This is a genomic window from Donghicola tyrosinivorans (assembly GCF_003003355.1).
In the GTDB taxonomy this organism is placed as follows: domain Bacteria; phylum Pseudomonadota; class Alphaproteobacteria; order Rhodobacterales; family Rhodobacteraceae; genus Donghicola; species Donghicola tyrosinivorans.
Genome location: NZ_PVTQ01000002.1, coordinates 372,179 through 386,152, shown reverse-complemented (window position 1 = coordinate 386,152; position 13,974 = coordinate 372,179). Strand labels below are relative to the sequence as shown.

Sequence of the window (13,974 nt, the reverse complement as noted above, 5' to 3'; positions counted from 1 at the left end):
AATCCCCTTTTCCAACGCATATCGCCATCCATGACAGAGCTCTCGAACATCCGTAACTTTTCGATCGTCGCGCACATCGACCATGGTAAATCCACGCTGGCGGATCGCCTGATCCAGCTGACCGGCACCGTGGCCGAACGCGATATGAAAGCACAGCTTCTCGACTCGATGGATATCGAGCGCGAACGTGGCATCACGATCAAGGCCAACACCGTCCGGATCGAGTATCCGGCAAAGGACGGCCAGACTTACACCCTGAACCTGATCGACACCCCCGGTCACGTGGACTTCAGCTATGAGGTCAGCCGGTCGATGCAGGCGGTGGAAGGCTCGCTGCTGGTGGTGGACTCGACCCAAGGGGTTGAGGCGCAGACCCTTGCGAACGTCTATCAGGCCATCGACGCCGACCACGAGATCGTGCCCGTCCTGAACAAGGTGGACCTGCCCGCGTCCGATTGCGAACGCGTGGCCGAGCAGATCGAGGATGTGATCGGGATCGACGCCAGCAACTCGATCCACATTTCGGCCAAGACCGGCGTCGGCATCCCCGACGTGCTTGAGGCCATCGTTACCCGCCTGCCCGCCCCCAAAGGCGACCGCAACGCGCCCCTGAAGGCCATGCTGGTGGACAGCTACTATGACGCCTACCTTGGCGTTGTGGTCATTATCCGCGTCATCGACGGCGTCATCAAAAAGGGTGACCGCATCAAGATGATGAAAACCGGCGGCCAGTATCCGGTGGAAAAACTGGGGGTCTTCCGTCCCCAGATGCAGGACATCGCAGAACTTGGACCGGGCGAGATCGGCTTTCTGACTGCGTCGATCAAGCAGGTGCGCGACACCCGCGTCGGCGACACGATCACCACCGAAAAGAAGGGCTGCGAGACACCGCTGCCGGGCTTCAAACCTTCGATCCCTGTGGTCTTCTGTGGTCTGTTCCCCGTGGACAGCGCCGAATTCGACGACCTGCGCAACGCGATCGAAAAACTGGCCCTGAACGATGCGTCCTTCAGCTACGAGATGGAAAGCTCTGCCGCGCTTGGCTTCGGCTTCCGTTGCGGCTTCCTTGGTCTATTGCACCTTGAAGTGATCCGCGACCGGATCGAACGTGAATACAACATCGAGCTGATTACCACGGCCCCCTCGGTTGTCTATCATATCTTTATGAAAGACGGCGAGATGATCGAGCTGCACAACCCCGCCGACATGCCCGACCTGTCGAAGGTGGACCATCTGGAAGAGCCTCGTATCAAGGCCACCATCATGGTGCCGGACGAGTATCTGGGTGACGTGCTAAAGCTGTGTCAGGACCGCCGCGGCGTGCAGTTGGACCTGACCTATGCCGGTGCCCGTGCGATGGCGGTCTATGACCTGCCCCTGAACGAAGTGGTCTTTGACTTCTACGACCGCCTGAAATCGGTAACCAAGGGCTATGCGTCCTTCGACTACCAGATGAGCGGCTATCAGGAAGACCAGCTGGTCAAGATGCAGATTCTGGTGAACGACGAGCCTGTAGACGCGCTGTCGATCATGGTGCACCGGACCCGCGCCGAGACCCGTGGCCGCGCCATGTGCGAGAAGCTGAAAGAGCTGATCCCCCGTCACATGTTCAAGATCCCGATCCAGGCCGCCATCGGCGGCAAGGTGATCGCCCGCGAAACACTGGCCGCGCTGCGCAAAGACGTGACCGCCAAGTGTTACGGCGGCGACGCAACCCGGAAACGGAAGCTGCTGGAAAAGCAGAAAGCCGGTAAGAAAAAGATGCGCCAGTTCGGCCGCGTCGAGATCCCGCAAGAGGCCTTTATCAGCGCCCTCAAGATGGATGATTGATCAGATCAGAGCGCCCCTTCGGGCGCTCTTTTCATTTTGGGGCTCTGCCCCCGGCCTGCGGCCTCCCCCGAGGTATTTTTACCAAGATGAAAGAGCGGGTGCGACCCAATGGGCGTTTTACTTGGCGGCCCGCTGGTCTATAGCCCGTTTCATGTGATCCCAGACCGGAATTTCTGTCATGACCTGTGCCCTTTGCTCTGATGCTGCCTCGACCGAAGCTTTTGCTGTCACCGGAGGCCCCGAGGGCGCCGAAGTACAGCTATGCCCTGTCTGCGCTGGCCAAATCGCCGAGACGACCAACCCCGACCATTGGCGCTGTCTGGGATCGTCCATGTGGTCGGAAGACGCCGCGACGCAGGTTCTAAGCGCGCGCCTACTGGGCCGTCTGACGGATCAGGATTGGGCCCGCGATCTGCTGGAGCAATTGTGGCTGGATGACGAGACCCGTGCATGGGTCGAAAACGAGCTAAAAGAGACCGTTCACCGCGATTCCAACGGTGTTGTGCTGGCAACCGGCGATACGGTCGTGCTGATCAAGGACCTGCCTGTGAAAGGCGGCGGCTTTACGGCCAAGCGCGGCACCGCTGTGCCCCGTATTTCGCTGGTGCCGGACAATGCGGAACATATTGAGGGCCGCGTGGAAGGTCAGCGCATCGTCATCCTGACGAAATATGTGAAGAAGCGCTGATTCAGATCAAAGACATGTATTGAATTCGGAATATGATGCTTTTCTGAAGCGCGCTATTCTTCAGGGAGGCCGTCATGTTACGCCTTGCATCGATCCTGTTTTCACTGATCTCCACCACGCTCATGGGCACCGCCGTTATTGTCGCGCTGACCATGGGATGGGATACACTGACACCGATCCTGATAGCGGCAGCACTGGGCTTTGTCGTGGCCCTGCCGATCAGCTGGATCGTCGCCAAGCAGATTTATCAAAACGCCTGAGCGTCTAGCCACGCGCGGACGGCGGCCTCAAATTCGCGCGGTTTCTCCGCGTGCAGCCAATGGCCGGTGCCGGGGATTTTGAAGAACCTGGCGTTGGGGAAATGGGCCTTTCCGGCATCGCGTCCGTCCCGCGTGACATAGTCACTGTCAGCCCCGGACAAGAACAGGGTCGGCCCCTCATAGGTCCGGCCTACGGCTGCCTCTGCGGGCCAGCCCACGACGGTAGACATCTCTTTCGCCAGAACATCCAAGTTCAGGCGCCAGCGGCGCTGCTTGATATCAAGGCTCTGCAACAAGAAGGCACGTACGCCGTCTTCAGGCACGGCCTCAGACAACAGACGGTCCGCATCGCGGCGCGTCTCGATCTGGCTCAAGTCCAAACCCCGCATGGCGTCCACCAGCGCCATCTGACTGTGCCCGTAGGCCACCGGCGCGATATCGGCCACAACCAGACCTTTGACCAACTCGGGCCGCGTCAGCGCCAAGGTCATTCCTGCCTTACCGCCCATGGAATGCCCTAGAACCAGACACCCTTCAGGCATCTCGGCCTTGATCACCTCGGCCAAATCTGCAGCCATGTCCGGATAGGTATGAACATCGAACCATGGGCTGTCCCCGTGATTGCGCTGATCCACTACCACCACGCGCCGACTATCGGCCAAACGACGAGCAATGACCCCAAGGTTACGCGCCGATCCGAACAGTCCATGAACCACCAAAAGCGGCACTCCACCTTCGCCAAACACCTCGTAATTCAGCATCTTCGCCTCACACTTCCTGCAATCAACGGTCCTCCCTTGCGCAAAACGGCAAAGGCACTTACCCAATTACCCCGAGGGAAGGTGCTATGAACAGTCAGGATTTTGCCAAAATCGAAGAAGAGCTGACAAAGCTCATGACCCGCCACCTCGGCGTGCGGCAAGCCGCTTTCGCGACGCAAATTTCCAAGGCAAAACGGCACATGCCCCGTTGGGCCCATAGCGCGGCAAAGCGCATCAACACCGCCTTCACGCTGGCTCCGCACCCCAACCTCAGCAAGCACATCCAGCCGGAACAACTCGACAAGGACATCAAATCCTTCAAAGCTTGGCTGCAAACCAAAGATCATGCCGAGGCGCGCAAAACAAAGCTGATCAACCTTGCAGGCGTCATCGTCTTCAACCTGCTGATCGTCATCACCGCCTTCATCGCCATCCTACGCTGGCGCGGCCTTATCTAAAGCAAAAACGCCGCCCCCAAAGGAAACGGCGCTGCTTTCATCTTGGCAAAATACCTCGGGGGAGGCCGCAGGCCGGGGGCAGAGCCCCCTACCCGCTTTACATCCCGTGACCGGCCCAAGGACCGTGCAGACCCTTCGCGTCGCTGTCCACGCGTTCGAACCCGTGGGCACCGAAGTAATCGCGCTGTGCTTGAATCAGGTTCGTGGTGCCGCGGCCAAGACGCATGGTATCGATGAACGACAGGGCGCTTGCCAAGGCGGGCACCGGACGGCCCGACAGGGCCGCACCCGAGACCACACGGCGCAGGGCGGGTAGACCCGCAATCACCTTCTGACGCAGACCTTCCGCCAGATACAATTGCCCCTCGGGAAGACCTGCGCGGTGGGCGCTGCTGATTTCGTCCAGCAACACGCTGCGAATGATGCAACCCGCCCGCCAGATCTCCGCGACGCGGGCCATATCCAGATCCCAAGCATAGGTCTCGGATGCTGCCTGCAAGACGCGGAAGCCCTGCGCGTAGGCCAGGATACGGGCGGCGAGGAAAGCCTCTTTCAGATCTTCGGCCGAAACCTCCACCTTCGCCAGACCCGCAGGGTCCAGCGCAGCTTCGCCAGCGGCACGCACGGCGGGCTCGGCCGACCACGACCGCGCAGCCACGGCGGCCTCGATAGTGGTGGCGGATTGACCCAGCTTCAGGGCCTCGATCACGGTCCAGCGGCCAGTGCCTTTCTGACCCGCCTTGTCCATGATCACATCAACCATGGGCTTGCCGGTCTCGGGGTCGGTGGCCAGAAGGACCGCCTCGGTCACTTCAACCAGATATGAGCCCAGATTGCACTTGCCCCATTCCCCGAACAGAGTACCGATTTTGGGTGCATCCCAACCGGCATCGCACAGAAGGCCGTAAACCTCGGCGATCATCTGCATGTCCGCATATTCGATGCCGTTGTGAACAGTTTTGACAAAATGGCCTGCGCCATCCGGCCCCAGATGGGCCGCGCAGGGCGCGTCTTCGAACTTGGCGGCGATCGCTTCGATAATGCCCTTCACAGGGGCATAGGCATCTGCCGTGCCGCCGACCATGATGCTGGGGCCGTGACGCGCACCTTCTTCCCCGCCCGAGACACCCATGCCAAGGAACTTGAAGCCAGCTTCTTCCAGCTGCTCGGTCCGGCGGCGGGTGTCGTGGAAATCGCTGTTGCCCGCGTCGATCAACGTGTCACCCGCCGACAGCAGCGGCTTTAGATCGTCGATCATCGCGTCGGTGGCGGCACCGGCGGGGGTCATCAGAATGATGAAACGAGGCTCAGGCAGGCGGGCCACCAGATCAGCCAGATCGCCCGCGCCTTCAAGGTTCGAGGCAAGCGCGCCAGCCTCGGAGATGAATTCAGGAACACGGGCCTCTGTGCGGTTCTGAACCACAACATGGGCACCCTTTTCGGCAAGGTTCAACGCCAGTGCGCTGCCCATAGTGCCAAGCCCGATCATACCGATTTTCTGTGCGTCAGCCATCCGAAACTCCTGTGATGTTCGCGTTACATCTAACGGCGTTAGCGCGAACATCAACCGCGATTCGTGCAGGATGGCTGTGCAGTCAGGTCAGGATCAGACCTCGAGACACCAGCGCATCACGGCTTTTTGCGCATGAAGACGGTTCTCGGCCTCATCAAAGATCACGCTTTGCGGGCCGTCCATGACCTCGCTGGTGACTTCCTCACCGCGGTGGGCAGGCAGACAGTGCATGAAGAGAGCGTCTTCTTTGGCGTGCTTCATCAGATCGGCATTGACCTGATAGTAACGCAGCAGGTTGTGGCGACGCTCTTTGGTGGACTGGCTATCGTGCATACTAACCCACGTGTCGGTGACCACCAGATCGGCACCCTCAACCGCTTTGAAGGGATCACGCTCGATCTCGATGGTCGAGCCTTTGGAGCGGGCGTATTCGATCCACTCGGCCTCGGGGTCCAGCTGGCGCGGGCCGGTGAAGGTCATGTTGAACCCGAACTGGCCAGCCGCGTGCAACATTGAGGCGCAGACGTTGTTGCCGTCGCCCGACCAGACCACTTTCTTGCCAGTCACATCGCCGCGATGTTCGCGCCAAGTCTGCATGTCCGCCATGATCTGACAGGGGTGAGTCCGGTCCGTCAAACCGTTGATCACCGGCACCGAGGCGTATTCGGCCATCTCGTAAAGCACCGATTCGTCAAAGGTGCGCAGCATGATCAGGTCCACATAGCGCGACAGCACGCGGGCGGTGTCGGCGATGGTCTCGCCATGACCCAATTGCATGTCCTTGCCTGAAAGCACCATGGTCTGACCGCCCATCTGGCGCACGCCCACGTCAAAGCTTACGCGGGTCCGGGTCGAGGGCTTTTCGAAAATCAGCGCAACCATGCGGCCTGCAAGGGGCTGTTCGTCATCAGCCGCGCCTTTGGGGCGGCCAGCGCGGGCAGCTTTCATGGCAGCGGCGTTGTCCAGCATCGCCTGAAGGTCGGCCTGATCGGTCGAGTGGATATCAAGGAAGTGTTTCATCGTCTTATCTTTCGGCTGTCGGGGTCTTGGGGGCGCTGCCCCCGGCCGCGCTGCGGCCTCCCCCGAGGTATTTTCACCAAGATGAAAGGGCTTAGCTTTTCTGTTCCAGTGCGGTTGCGGCCTGTTCGAGGCGGGCGAGAGATTCAGTGATATCTTCGTCCGGAATGTTCAGGGCTGGCAGAAGGCGCAGGACGTTGTCGCCAGCGGGCACCGTGAGGATCCCAGCGTCATAGCCTGCCTTGACCACATCGGTGTTCAGGGCCTTGCATTTGATGCCGATCATCAGGCCCAGACCACGGACGGATTCAAAGACGGTCGGGTGCTGGTCAACCAGCGCCTCAAGCCCCTGACGGAAGCGGTTGGCCTTGGCGTTCACCCCATCAAGGAAAGCAGGATCGCTGACAATCTGCATGACTTTGTTGCCCACAGCGCAGCCCAGCGGGTTGCCGCCGTAAGTCGAGCCATGGGTGCCTGCGGTCATGCCGCTGGCCGCCTCTTCGGTGGCCAGAACGGCGCCTAGAGGGAAGCCGCCGCCGATGCCTTTGGCGACCATCATTACATCCGGCGTGACCCCTGCCCATTCATGGGCGAAGAGTTTGCCGGTCCGGCCCACGCCGCACTGAACCTCATCCAGCATCATCAGGGCGCCGGTTTCATCGCAGACGGCACGGATGCCTTTGAGGCAAACCTCGGGCAGCGGACGGATGCCGCCTTCACCCTGCACGGGCTCGATGAGGATGGCGGCCACATCGGGGGCTTTCATCGCCTCTTTCAGCGCATCATGATCACCGAATTTCAGGTGGCGGAAGCCGGGCAGCAGGGGCGCGAAGCCTTTGGTCATCTTTTCACTGCCAGCCGCAGCGATGCCCGCGGACGAGCGGCCATGGAAGCTGCCGTCGAAGGTAATGATCGTGGTCCGCTCGGGCTGGCCTTTGTCGTACCAGTATTTGCGGGCCATCTTCACTGCCAGTTCACAGCTTTCGGTGCCCGAGTTGGTAAAGAACACAGTGTCCGCGAAGGTGGCCGCGACCAGACGGTCGGCCAGTTCCTGCTGCTGGGGAATGTTATAGAGGTTCGAGACATGCCACAGGGTGTCGGCCTGCGCTTTCAGGGTGCTGGCCAGTTCGGGGTTGGCGTGCCCCAGCGCGTTTACCGCAATCCCTGCGCCCAGATCCAGAAAGCGTCGCCCGTCCGCCTCAAACAGCCAGCTGCCTTCGCCTTTGACGAACGACAGGGGAGCGCGGTTATAGGTGGGCAAAACCGATGGGATCATGACTCTCTTCCTTATGGGATAGATGGCTTTGGTGGCCTCTCGGGCCGCTCAAGTCAACGATTTAGGGGGTGTTTGTAAGAAGTTCGTACCAGTTGGCACGCGAGATGACAGGCGCACATGGCCCGCAGGCCGGTTACGCGCGGGTAGCGCGTCGGCGTCGGGTGGCAAAAGCCGGAGCATATGCAGTCAAGGTCATCATGCCTTGGGAGATACACTCCGGCAGAGCAAAAAGGAAGGTGATTCTGGCGGGGTTTACGCCTTGAGACGGTAGCCTGTGCGGAACATCCACCATGCGGTCAGGTTCACGGCAATCGCGGCGACCAGTCCGAAGCAGAAGCCGAACAGCGGATTGCTGTCCGAGACCCCCAGAACCGACCAGCGCACCCCGTCGATCAGATAGAAGATCGGGTTGAGGTGGGTGATTTCATAAAGGACGGGGGGCATCGCCTCGACCGAGTAGAAGGTGCCCGACAGGAACGCCAGCGGGGTCACGATAAAATTGGTGATGGCTGCGATCTGGTCGAATTTCTGCGCGTAGACAGCGGCAACCATGCCAAGACCGCCCATGAAGGCAGAGCCCACGATAATAAAGGCGATAGCGGCCAGCGGATGCTGCAAGCCTGTGCCAAGGAACATCAAGATGGCTACCGCAATCACGATGGCCACCAGAAAGCCCCGCACGATGCCCCCTGCCAGATAGCCCAGGACCAGCTCTCCGGCGGAAAGGGGCGGCATGAGGGTATCCACGATATTGCCCTGCACCTTGGCGCTGACGATCGAGCTGGAGACATTGGCAAAAGCGTTCTGGATCACCGTCATCATCAGGATGCCCGGCGCGATAAAGTTGACGAAGGGCACGCCCATGACCTCGCCGCGGGTGGGTCCGATGGCGATAGCGAAAATTGTCAGGAAAAGACCCGCGGTCACGATGGGCGCGGCAAGAGTCTGGTTCCAGACAGTCAGGAAGCGGCGGCATTCGCGTTCTGCCAAGGTCATCAGGCCTAGCCAGTTGACGCGGCCAAAGCGGCGCTCTCCCATTTCTCGGCTCTCGGGCATCATGTTGATCCTTAAGTTGCGTTGCCCGCCTTGTAACGCGGCCACGGATGATTAGAATAGGGCACTGACAAATTTCTCCAAGGCGGCCGCCATTGCGGGGCCGCCTTTGACCATCAAGGAAGAGTGTATGTCCTGGACCGATGAACGCGTCGAACTGCTGAAAAAAATGTGGGGCGAAGGACAGTCCGCCAGCCAGATTGCCAAAGAGCTTGGCGGTGTGACCCGTAACGCCGTGATCGGCAAAGTACACCGTCTTGGCCTGTCGAACCGTACCGCTGCTGCGAATAGCTCGGCCGCATCGCCCCAGACCGAGGCGAAGGCTGCCGCGCCCAAGCCCAAGGCAGAGCCCAAACCCAAGCCCGCACCCAAGCCCGAGCCCGTGAAGGCCGAGGCTGCGCCGGCCCCCGAGCCGCGCCCTGTGCCGACCCCTGCCCGCAAGGCGATCATCCCCGCAGGTCAGCCCCTGCCGCCGCAGCCCTCGGCCAACGAAATCTCGGCTGAGGCGCTGGCAAAGGTCAGCGAGATCGAGAAGAAGGCCAAGAAGCTGACACTGATGGATCTGACCGAACGCACTTGTAAATGGCCTGTTGGCGACCCTGCGACCCCTGATTTCTGGTTCTGCGGTCTGCCGGTTCAGCAAGGCAAACCCTACTGCGAGGCCCATGTAGGCGTGGCGTTCCAGCCCGTGAACAACAAGCGGGACCGTCGCCGCTGATCACGTCCATTGCCGTGCGTCTGGCGCGGCCTGAGACGTGAGTATTTATGCAATAAAGAAGGACAGGGGCGCGGCTCTTGTCCTTTGTGCTATCTAGGGGGCGATCCTGCCGCGCGGCGTCCCTGATCCCTTTTCCTTCCAGCCCATCGGATGTGCCATGAGCCAGAACCCGCCAAACCTTCGCCCCGACATTGCGCCCAAAGCGCAGATCCGTGACGTAGCCCGTCCCGGCCAGCCGACCATCGGCATGGTGTCTTTGGGCTGCCCGAAGGCGCTGGTGGACAGCGAGCGCATCCTGACCCGCCTGCGGGCCGAGGGCTATGCGATCAGCCCCGATTACGCGGGCGCAGATGCGGTGATTGTGAACACCTGCGGGTTCCTTGATTCGGCCAAGGCCGAATCACTTGAGGCGATTGGCGAGGCGTTGAACGAGAATGGCCGTGTAATTGTGACCGGCTGTTTGGGCGCCGAGCCTGAATATATCACCGGACAGCATCCCAACGTGCTGGCCGTGACCGGCCCCCACCAATATGAGCAGGTACTGGATGCAGTTCATGGCGCGGTGCCGCCCAGTCCCGATCCGTTTGTCGATCTGCTTCCCGCCAGCGGCGTGAAACTGACCCCGCGCCATTACAGCTATTTGAAGATTTCCGAAGGCTGCAATCACAAGTGCAAGTTCTGCATCATCCCCGACATGCGCGGCAAGCTGGTCAGCCGTCCCGCCCATGCGGTGGTGCGTGAGGCGGAAAAGCTGGTGGAAAGCGGCGTGAAAGAGCTGCTGGTGATCTCTCAGGACACCAGCGCCTATGGTGTCGATATCAAACACGCGGAAGATCGCGGCCACCGCGCCCATATCACCGATCTGGCCCGTGATCTGGGCTCGCTCGGGGCGTGGGTGCGTCTGCATTACGTCTACCCCTACCCCCATGTGCGCAACCTGATCCCGCTGATGGCCGAGGGGCTGATCCTGCCCTATCTGGATATCCCCTTCCAGCACGCCCACCCCGAGACCCTGAAGCGCATGGCGCGCCCCGCTGCCGCTGCCAAAACGCTGGACGAGATCGCCGCTTGGCGCGACACCTGCCCCGATATCACCCTGCGTTCGACCTTCATCGTCGGCTACCCCGGCGAGACCGACGAAGAGTTCCAGACCCTGCTGGACTGGCTGGATGAGGCGCAGTTGGATCGGGTTGGCTGCTTCCAATACGAAAACGTCGCGGGTGCCCGCTCGAACGATCTGCCCGACCATGTCCCTGCCGAGGTCAAACAGGACCGCTGGGACCGTTTCATGGAGAAGGCGCAGGCGATCTCCGAGGCCAAACTGGCCGCCAAGGTGGGCAAGACACTGGAAGTCATCGTGGATGATATCGACGAAGACGGCATCGCCACCTGCCGCACTTGGGCCGATGCGCCAGAGATCGACGGCAACCTCTTTATCGATGAGAACACCGATGGCCTGTCGGTCGGCGACATCGTCAAGGTCGAGGTCGACGAGGCCGGTGAATATGACCTCTGGGGCGCGCTGAAATCCTGAGGACTCGCGAAAGTCCGCCGACGCAACGATGGTCTTTCATTTTTGCAAGACAGGTGCTGATTCTGTTCCTAGGCTGGTCGTATTCACAACGACCGGCTATATTTTCATGGACTTTTCAAAGCACCTAGAAACAGATCGGCTCATTCTGCAACCGCCAGTTCATGGCGATCTGTTGTTCATCTATCGACTGCTGCGCAACCGCTATACCCGTCGCTTCTTAGGTGGCCCACTCAGCCACCGATGCGCTATGGCGCGGGCCCAGAGCTATCTTTCGCCCCCCGAAGGCAGCGGCCTGTGGATGGCGAAGGCCAGACAGGGCAAGCGTCTGGGGCTGGTCTATCTGACCCCCCACAGTGACGGCACGGATATGGAAGTATCTTACCAGTTCCACCCCGCCGCGTGGGGCCGAGGTTACGGGCAAGAGGCCGTCTCGGCCGTGCTACACCAAGCTGCCCTGCCCCGCGTCATCGCCGAGACCCAGCAATCCAACCTCCGTTCTGTCAGGTTGCTTGAGGCGCTGGGGATGCATGAAATCGACAGGTTGCTGCGCTTTGGTGCGCAACAGGTGATCTACGCCACCGCCTAAGTCACCGCTTAGGCAAAGGCGTCGATCCATTCACGCACACAAGTCTGGACGTGGCGAAACCGATCGCCACCCAGATGCTTGCCCCCGTACCAGCGGGTGACCACGATCACGGTGTCAAAGACCTCGTCCCGTTCCAGCATGCGCAGGATAACCATGCCTGCGCCGCTCTCACCGTCATCGTTTTTCAGGGGTTCGCCGTCCGACGGCAGCAGCGCCCATGTGTTATGGGTCGCTTTCGCGTATTTCTTCACGCGTTTCAACTCTGTGATCAAAGCTTCGGCCTCGGCCTTGTTGCGGGCCGGACCTCCGGTGACCGCGTATTTCGAGCCGCGGTCGCTGACGACATTCTCTAGCTGTTTCATAACCCCCGCCTTAGCAGGGGCCAGACCGAAACCCTAGTCTTTCATGGACAACAGTTCATCGCCGTTGCGGCAGTACGACGGGGCAACCTGAGCGCCCTCTGCATTATCGGCCAGCCAACCTACACAGTCGCAGGGGTTGGTGCATCCGGTGCATTTGTGAACCATCATGCGCAGGTCTTCAGAGTCGACTTCGCCGCGCTGCATTTTCTCGGTCAGGTCCACCCCCAGCGTGTCGGCCATGGTGGCGAACAGTTTGGCGTGATGGTCAAAGCGTTGGTTCACAGTCATGGGGGCACCCTTTTGGTTGGATCTGGTCCAAGTCCAACAGGTTTGCCCCTTTGCAGCGTTGATCTGAATCAAACACCCAATTCTGCGGCGGCTTCACGCACAACACGGATACGCTCCGAGTTCGGCGGGTGCGTGCCAAGGAACTTGTCTCCGGGATCGGGAATACGGCCAAAGAACTCGGCCCCGCGCACCGGATCAAAGCCCGCGCGATAGGTGATCAAGGTCCCAAGGCGATCGGCCTCAAGCTCATAGTCCTTGGCATAGAACCGTGCGCCGAACTGGGCACCCAGATTGACCGCCTCTTCCAGATCCTGATCCTTCAGACCGCTGGCCGAGGCCAGATTGCCAAAGATCAAAGCCCCCGCCTGCGCGGACTGGTTCGAACGGTCGATATGCCCCATCAGGTGGTGCGCTGTTTCATGACCCAGAACAAAGGCCAACTCGTCCTCGTTCCGCGCATCGGCAATCAGCGCCACGGTAAAGACGATCACCGGACGGCCCCAGTTGTCTTCGGTCTGAAAGGCGTTCGGCGGAGAATGGGGATCCGCATCCACCATGATCCGGAAATCACATTTGCGCAGGCCGATCTCATTGCGGCAGATGTTTTCGGCCACCGGCTCGACCTGATCCACCACAGCGACAAAGCGTCGGGCCACCGCCTCGGCCCGCGCCTCTAGGGCCGGATCCGCAGGCGGAGCAGAGGGCGCACCCGTAGGCGCAGGAAAGTTTGACATCGGAACCGAGCAGCCTGCCAGCAAGCCTAGGACCATGAACACAAATAAAGATCTCATGGGTCCCAAGATGACCTGTCCCGCCGCACACTACCAGAGGCAAAAAATTCGCACCGTGTTCTGCGCCGCAGCAGTGCAGCACAGCAACAGAATGGCCTGCCCGCGCCCCCAATAATCCAGCGCGATTCCCCTAGAATGCGCCCCAATTGCTGCGCCCGGAATGCTGCATTGCAGCATTCCTCGCTCGATTTAATCCGAAATTTCTATTGAATAGCGGCACTTTATCGACAGAATACGAACTACGCCTGCGGATCGGATGCCCACTACATGCGGCAGCGCAGCAATTAACTTGCCAGATGGCAGCAATGCGGTATCGTAGTCATATGTTTAGTATAGAGCATGAATTTGATGCGACGGTCGTCACTCTGGTGGATGAGGGGCAATCCTATCTGCAAGAAGACATCACCATCAACGCATTCGAAGACTGCATCACGATCGAACAACTGGACCCTCGGACAGATCAGGTCATGACTGTCACCTTCTCCATGTCCCAGTTGCGCGACCTTGGCGCGGCCCTTGATTTGCCTGAAGGTGTCTACGCCCTTCGCGAGGTAGACGCTTAAGCGGCCCTAGAGGACAAGAAACACCTTGTCCCGACTGGTGTGACCCCGCACCAGATCCAGACGCGACTTTGGCACGCCCACTGCTTTGGACAGCAGCTTGACCACGGCGGCGTTGGCCTTGCCGTCTTCTGGCACCGTGGTCACATAGACCCGCAGCACACCGTCTTCCTCTTTGATCGCATTGCGCGAGGCTTTGGGCGTGACACGCACGGCGATCTCGGTGCCAGTGGCGCTCAGGTGGGTCAGATCGGTTTTCGACATGATTGCCCTCTAGCA

The 13,974-nt window shown here is 60.2% G+C and carries 17 protein-coding genes; 8 read left to right on the top strand and 9 right to left on the bottom strand.

The genetic code is table 11. The annotated features are described in order from the left end of the window. Positions 1 to 30 precede the first annotated feature (30 nt). The 3 genes from lepA (at position 31) to CLV74_RS04395 (ending at position 2,778) form a co-directional block, all read left to right on the top strand. Positions 31 to 1,830 (top strand): translation elongation factor 4, encoded by a 1,800-nt coding sequence (lepA, locus tag CLV74_RS04405; RefSeq protein WP_106263003.1) that lies wholly within the window; start codon positions 31 to 33, stop codon positions 1,828 to 1,830. 178 nt (positions 1,831 to 2,008) lie between these two features. Next, entirely contained in the window at positions 2,009 to 2,518 is a 510-nt protein-coding gene (locus tag CLV74_RS04400; RefSeq protein WP_106263002.1) for an alkylphosphonate utilization protein, read from the top strand. Between the two features lie 74 nt (positions 2,519 to 2,592). Continuing rightward, positions 2,593 to 2,778: a CTP synthetase gene (locus CLV74_RS04395; RefSeq protein WP_106263001.1), complete on the top strand. Its 186-nt coding sequence runs from the start codon at positions 2,593 to 2,595 to the stop codon at positions 2,776 to 2,778. Here the strand turns inward: CLV74_RS04395 and CLV74_RS04390 are convergent. Further along, positions 2,766 to 3,539: an alpha/beta fold hydrolase gene (locus CLV74_RS04390; RefSeq protein WP_106263000.1), complete on the bottom strand. Its 774-nt coding sequence runs from the start codon at positions 3,537 to 3,539 to the stop codon at positions 2,766 to 2,768. The two genes, CLV74_RS04395 and CLV74_RS04390, sit on opposite strands and share 13 nt — an antisense overlap. Before the next feature lie 86 nt (positions 3,540 to 3,625). Here CLV74_RS04390 and CLV74_RS04385 point away from each other — a divergent pair, with 86 nt between their 5' ends. Then, entirely contained in the window at positions 3,626 to 3,997 is a 372-nt protein-coding gene (locus tag CLV74_RS04385; RefSeq protein WP_106262999.1) for a hypothetical protein, read from the top strand. Between the two features lie 97 nt (positions 3,998 to 4,094). Here CLV74_RS04385 and gndA read toward each other — a convergent pair whose 3' ends face one another. The 4 genes from gndA to CLV74_RS04365 all read right to left on the bottom strand — a co-directional run bounded on the left by gndA (position 4,095) and on the right by CLV74_RS04365 (position 8,859). Further along, a complete protein-coding gene (gndA, locus tag CLV74_RS04380) occupies positions 4,095 to 5,510 on the bottom strand; it encodes an NADP-dependent phosphogluconate dehydrogenase (protein ID WP_106262998.1) in 1,416 nt (471 codons plus the stop codon). A gap of 93 nt (positions 5,511 to 5,603) precedes the next feature. Beyond that, positions 5,604 to 6,530, bottom strand: a complete 927-nt coding sequence (argF, locus tag CLV74_RS04375; protein ID WP_106262997.1) for an ornithine carbamoyltransferase — start codon at positions 6,528 to 6,530, stop codon at positions 5,604 to 5,606. Positions 6,531 to 6,621: 91 nt separating this feature from the next. Beyond that, a complete protein-coding gene (locus tag CLV74_RS04370) occupies positions 6,622 to 7,803 on the bottom strand; it encodes an aspartate aminotransferase family protein (RefSeq protein ID WP_106262996.1) in 1,182 nt (393 codons plus the stop codon). A 252-nt stretch (positions 7,804 to 8,055) separates the two neighbouring features. Continuing rightward, the gene (locus CLV74_RS04365; RefSeq protein WP_106263090.1) at positions 8,056 to 8,859 is read right to left on the bottom strand and encodes an ABC transporter permease; all 804 of its coding nucleotides are present in this window, start codon (positions 8,857 to 8,859) and stop codon (positions 8,056 to 8,058) included. A gap of 127 nt (positions 8,860 to 8,986) precedes the next feature. Between CLV74_RS04365 and CLV74_RS04360 the strand changes: the two genes are divergently transcribed. The 3 genes from CLV74_RS04360 to CLV74_RS04350 all read left to right on the top strand — a co-directional run bounded on the left by CLV74_RS04360 (position 8,987) and on the right by CLV74_RS04350 (position 11,694). Further along, complete coding sequence (locus tag CLV74_RS04360; RefSeq protein WP_106262995.1) at positions 8,987 to 9,574, top strand: GcrA family cell cycle regulator; 588 nt, start codon at positions 8,987 to 8,989, stop codon at positions 9,572 to 9,574. Between the two features lie 157 nt (positions 9,575 to 9,731). Further along, on the top strand, positions 9,732 to 11,108 hold the full coding sequence (gene rimO, locus CLV74_RS04355; protein ID WP_106262994.1) for a 30S ribosomal protein S12 methylthiotransferase RimO: 1,377 nt from the start codon (positions 9,732 to 9,734) through the stop codon (positions 11,106 to 11,108). A gap of 28 nt (positions 11,109 to 11,136) precedes the next feature. Further along, the gene (locus CLV74_RS04350) at positions 11,137 to 11,694 is read left to right on the top strand and encodes a GNAT family N-acetyltransferase (protein ID WP_106262993.1); all 558 of its coding nucleotides are present in this window, start codon (positions 11,137 to 11,139) and stop codon (positions 11,692 to 11,694) included. Between the two features lie 8 nt (positions 11,695 to 11,702). Here the strand turns inward: CLV74_RS04350 and CLV74_RS04345 are convergent, their stop codons facing one another. The 3 genes from CLV74_RS04345 to CLV74_RS04335 form a co-directional block, all read right to left on the bottom strand. Beyond that, positions 11,703 to 12,056 (bottom strand): YigZ family protein, encoded by a 354-nt coding sequence (locus CLV74_RS04345; protein WP_106262992.1) that lies wholly within the window; start codon positions 12,054 to 12,056, stop codon positions 11,703 to 11,705. Positions 12,057 to 12,089: 33 nt separating this feature from the next. Further along, complete coding sequence (locus CLV74_RS04340; RefSeq protein WP_106262991.1) at positions 12,090 to 12,344, bottom strand: DUF6455 family protein; 255 nt, start codon at positions 12,342 to 12,344, stop codon at positions 12,090 to 12,092. A 68-nt stretch (positions 12,345 to 12,412) separates the two neighbouring features. After that, complete coding sequence (locus CLV74_RS04335) at positions 12,413 to 13,114, bottom strand: M48 family metallopeptidase (RefSeq protein ID WP_245888462.1); 702 nt, start codon at positions 13,112 to 13,114, stop codon at positions 12,413 to 12,415. A 344-nt stretch (positions 13,115 to 13,458) separates the two neighbouring features. On the opposite strand from CLV74_RS04335, the gene CLV74_RS04330 reads away from it, so the two are divergent. Further along, positions 13,459 to 13,698 carry a hypothetical protein gene (locus CLV74_RS04330; RefSeq protein ID WP_106262989.1) on the top strand — a complete coding sequence of 80 codons (240 nt, stop codon included), beginning with the start codon at positions 13,459 to 13,461 and terminating at the stop codon, positions 13,696 to 13,698. Positions 13,699 to 13,704: 6 nt separating this feature from the next. On the opposite strand, the gene CLV74_RS04325 is transcribed toward CLV74_RS04330, so the two are convergent. Continuing rightward, on the bottom strand, positions 13,705 to 13,959 hold the full coding sequence (locus CLV74_RS04325) for a DUF167 domain-containing protein (protein WP_106262988.1): 255 nt from the start codon (positions 13,957 to 13,959) through the stop codon (positions 13,705 to 13,707). Positions 13,960 to 13,974: the final 15 nt, after the last annotated feature.

Excerpts from the sequence above, each read along its gene's own strand:
- lepA (WP_106263003.1), top strand. The coding sequence starts at position 31 with ATGACAGAGCTCTCGAACATCCGTAACTTTTCGATCGTCGCGCACATC.
- CLV74_RS04400 (WP_106263002.1), top strand. The coding sequence starts at position 2,009 with ATGACCTGTGCCCTTTGCTCTGATGCTGCCTCGACCGAAGCTTTTGCT.
- CLV74_RS04395 (WP_106263001.1), top strand. The coding sequence starts at position 2,593 with ATGTTACGCCTTGCATCGATCCTGTTTTCACTGATCTCCACCACGCTC.
- CLV74_RS04390 (WP_106263000.1), bottom strand. The coding sequence starts at position 3,539 with ATGCTGAATTACGAGGTGTTTGGCGAAGGTGGAGTGCCGCTTTTGGTG.
- CLV74_RS04385 (WP_106262999.1), top strand. The coding sequence starts at position 3,626 with ATGAACAGTCAGGATTTTGCCAAAATCGAAGAAGAGCTGACAAAGCTC.
- gndA (WP_106262998.1), bottom strand. The coding sequence starts at position 5,510 with ATGGCTGACGCACAGAAAATCGGTATGATCGGGCTTGGCACTATGGGC.
- argF (WP_106262997.1), bottom strand. The coding sequence starts at position 6,530 with ATGAAACACTTCCTTGATATCCACTCGACCGATCAGGCCGACCTTCAG.
- CLV74_RS04370 (WP_106262996.1), bottom strand. The coding sequence starts at position 7,803 with ATGATCCCATCGGTTTTGCCCACCTATAACCGCGCTCCCCTGTCGTTC.
- CLV74_RS04365 (WP_106263090.1), bottom strand. The coding sequence starts at position 8,859 with ATGCCCGAGAGCCGAGAAATGGGAGAGCGCCGCTTTGGCCGCGTCAAC.
- CLV74_RS04360 (WP_106262995.1), top strand. The coding sequence starts at position 8,987 with ATGTCCTGGACCGATGAACGCGTCGAACTGCTGAAAAAAATGTGGGGC.
- rimO (WP_106262994.1), top strand. The coding sequence starts at position 9,732 with ATGAGCCAGAACCCGCCAAACCTTCGCCCCGACATTGCGCCCAAAGCG.
- CLV74_RS04350 (WP_106262993.1), top strand. The coding sequence starts at position 11,137 with ATGGTCTTTCATTTTTGCAAGACAGGTGCTGATTCTGTTCCTAGGCTG.
- CLV74_RS04345 (WP_106262992.1), bottom strand. The coding sequence starts at position 12,056 with ATGAAACAGCTAGAGAATGTCGTCAGCGACCGCGGCTCGAAATACGCG.
- CLV74_RS04340 (WP_106262991.1), bottom strand. The coding sequence starts at position 12,344 with ATGACTGTGAACCAACGCTTTGACCATCACGCCAAACTGTTCGCCACC.
- CLV74_RS04335 (WP_245888462.1), bottom strand. The coding sequence starts at position 13,114 with ATGGTCCTAGGCTTGCTGGCAGGCTGCTCGGTTCCGATGTCAAACTTT.
- CLV74_RS04330 (WP_106262989.1), top strand. The coding sequence starts at position 13,459 with ATGTTTAGTATAGAGCATGAATTTGATGCGACGGTCGTCACTCTGGTG.
- CLV74_RS04325 (WP_106262988.1), bottom strand. The coding sequence starts at position 13,959 with ATGTCGAAAACCGATCTGACCCACCTGAGCGCCACTGGCACCGAGATC.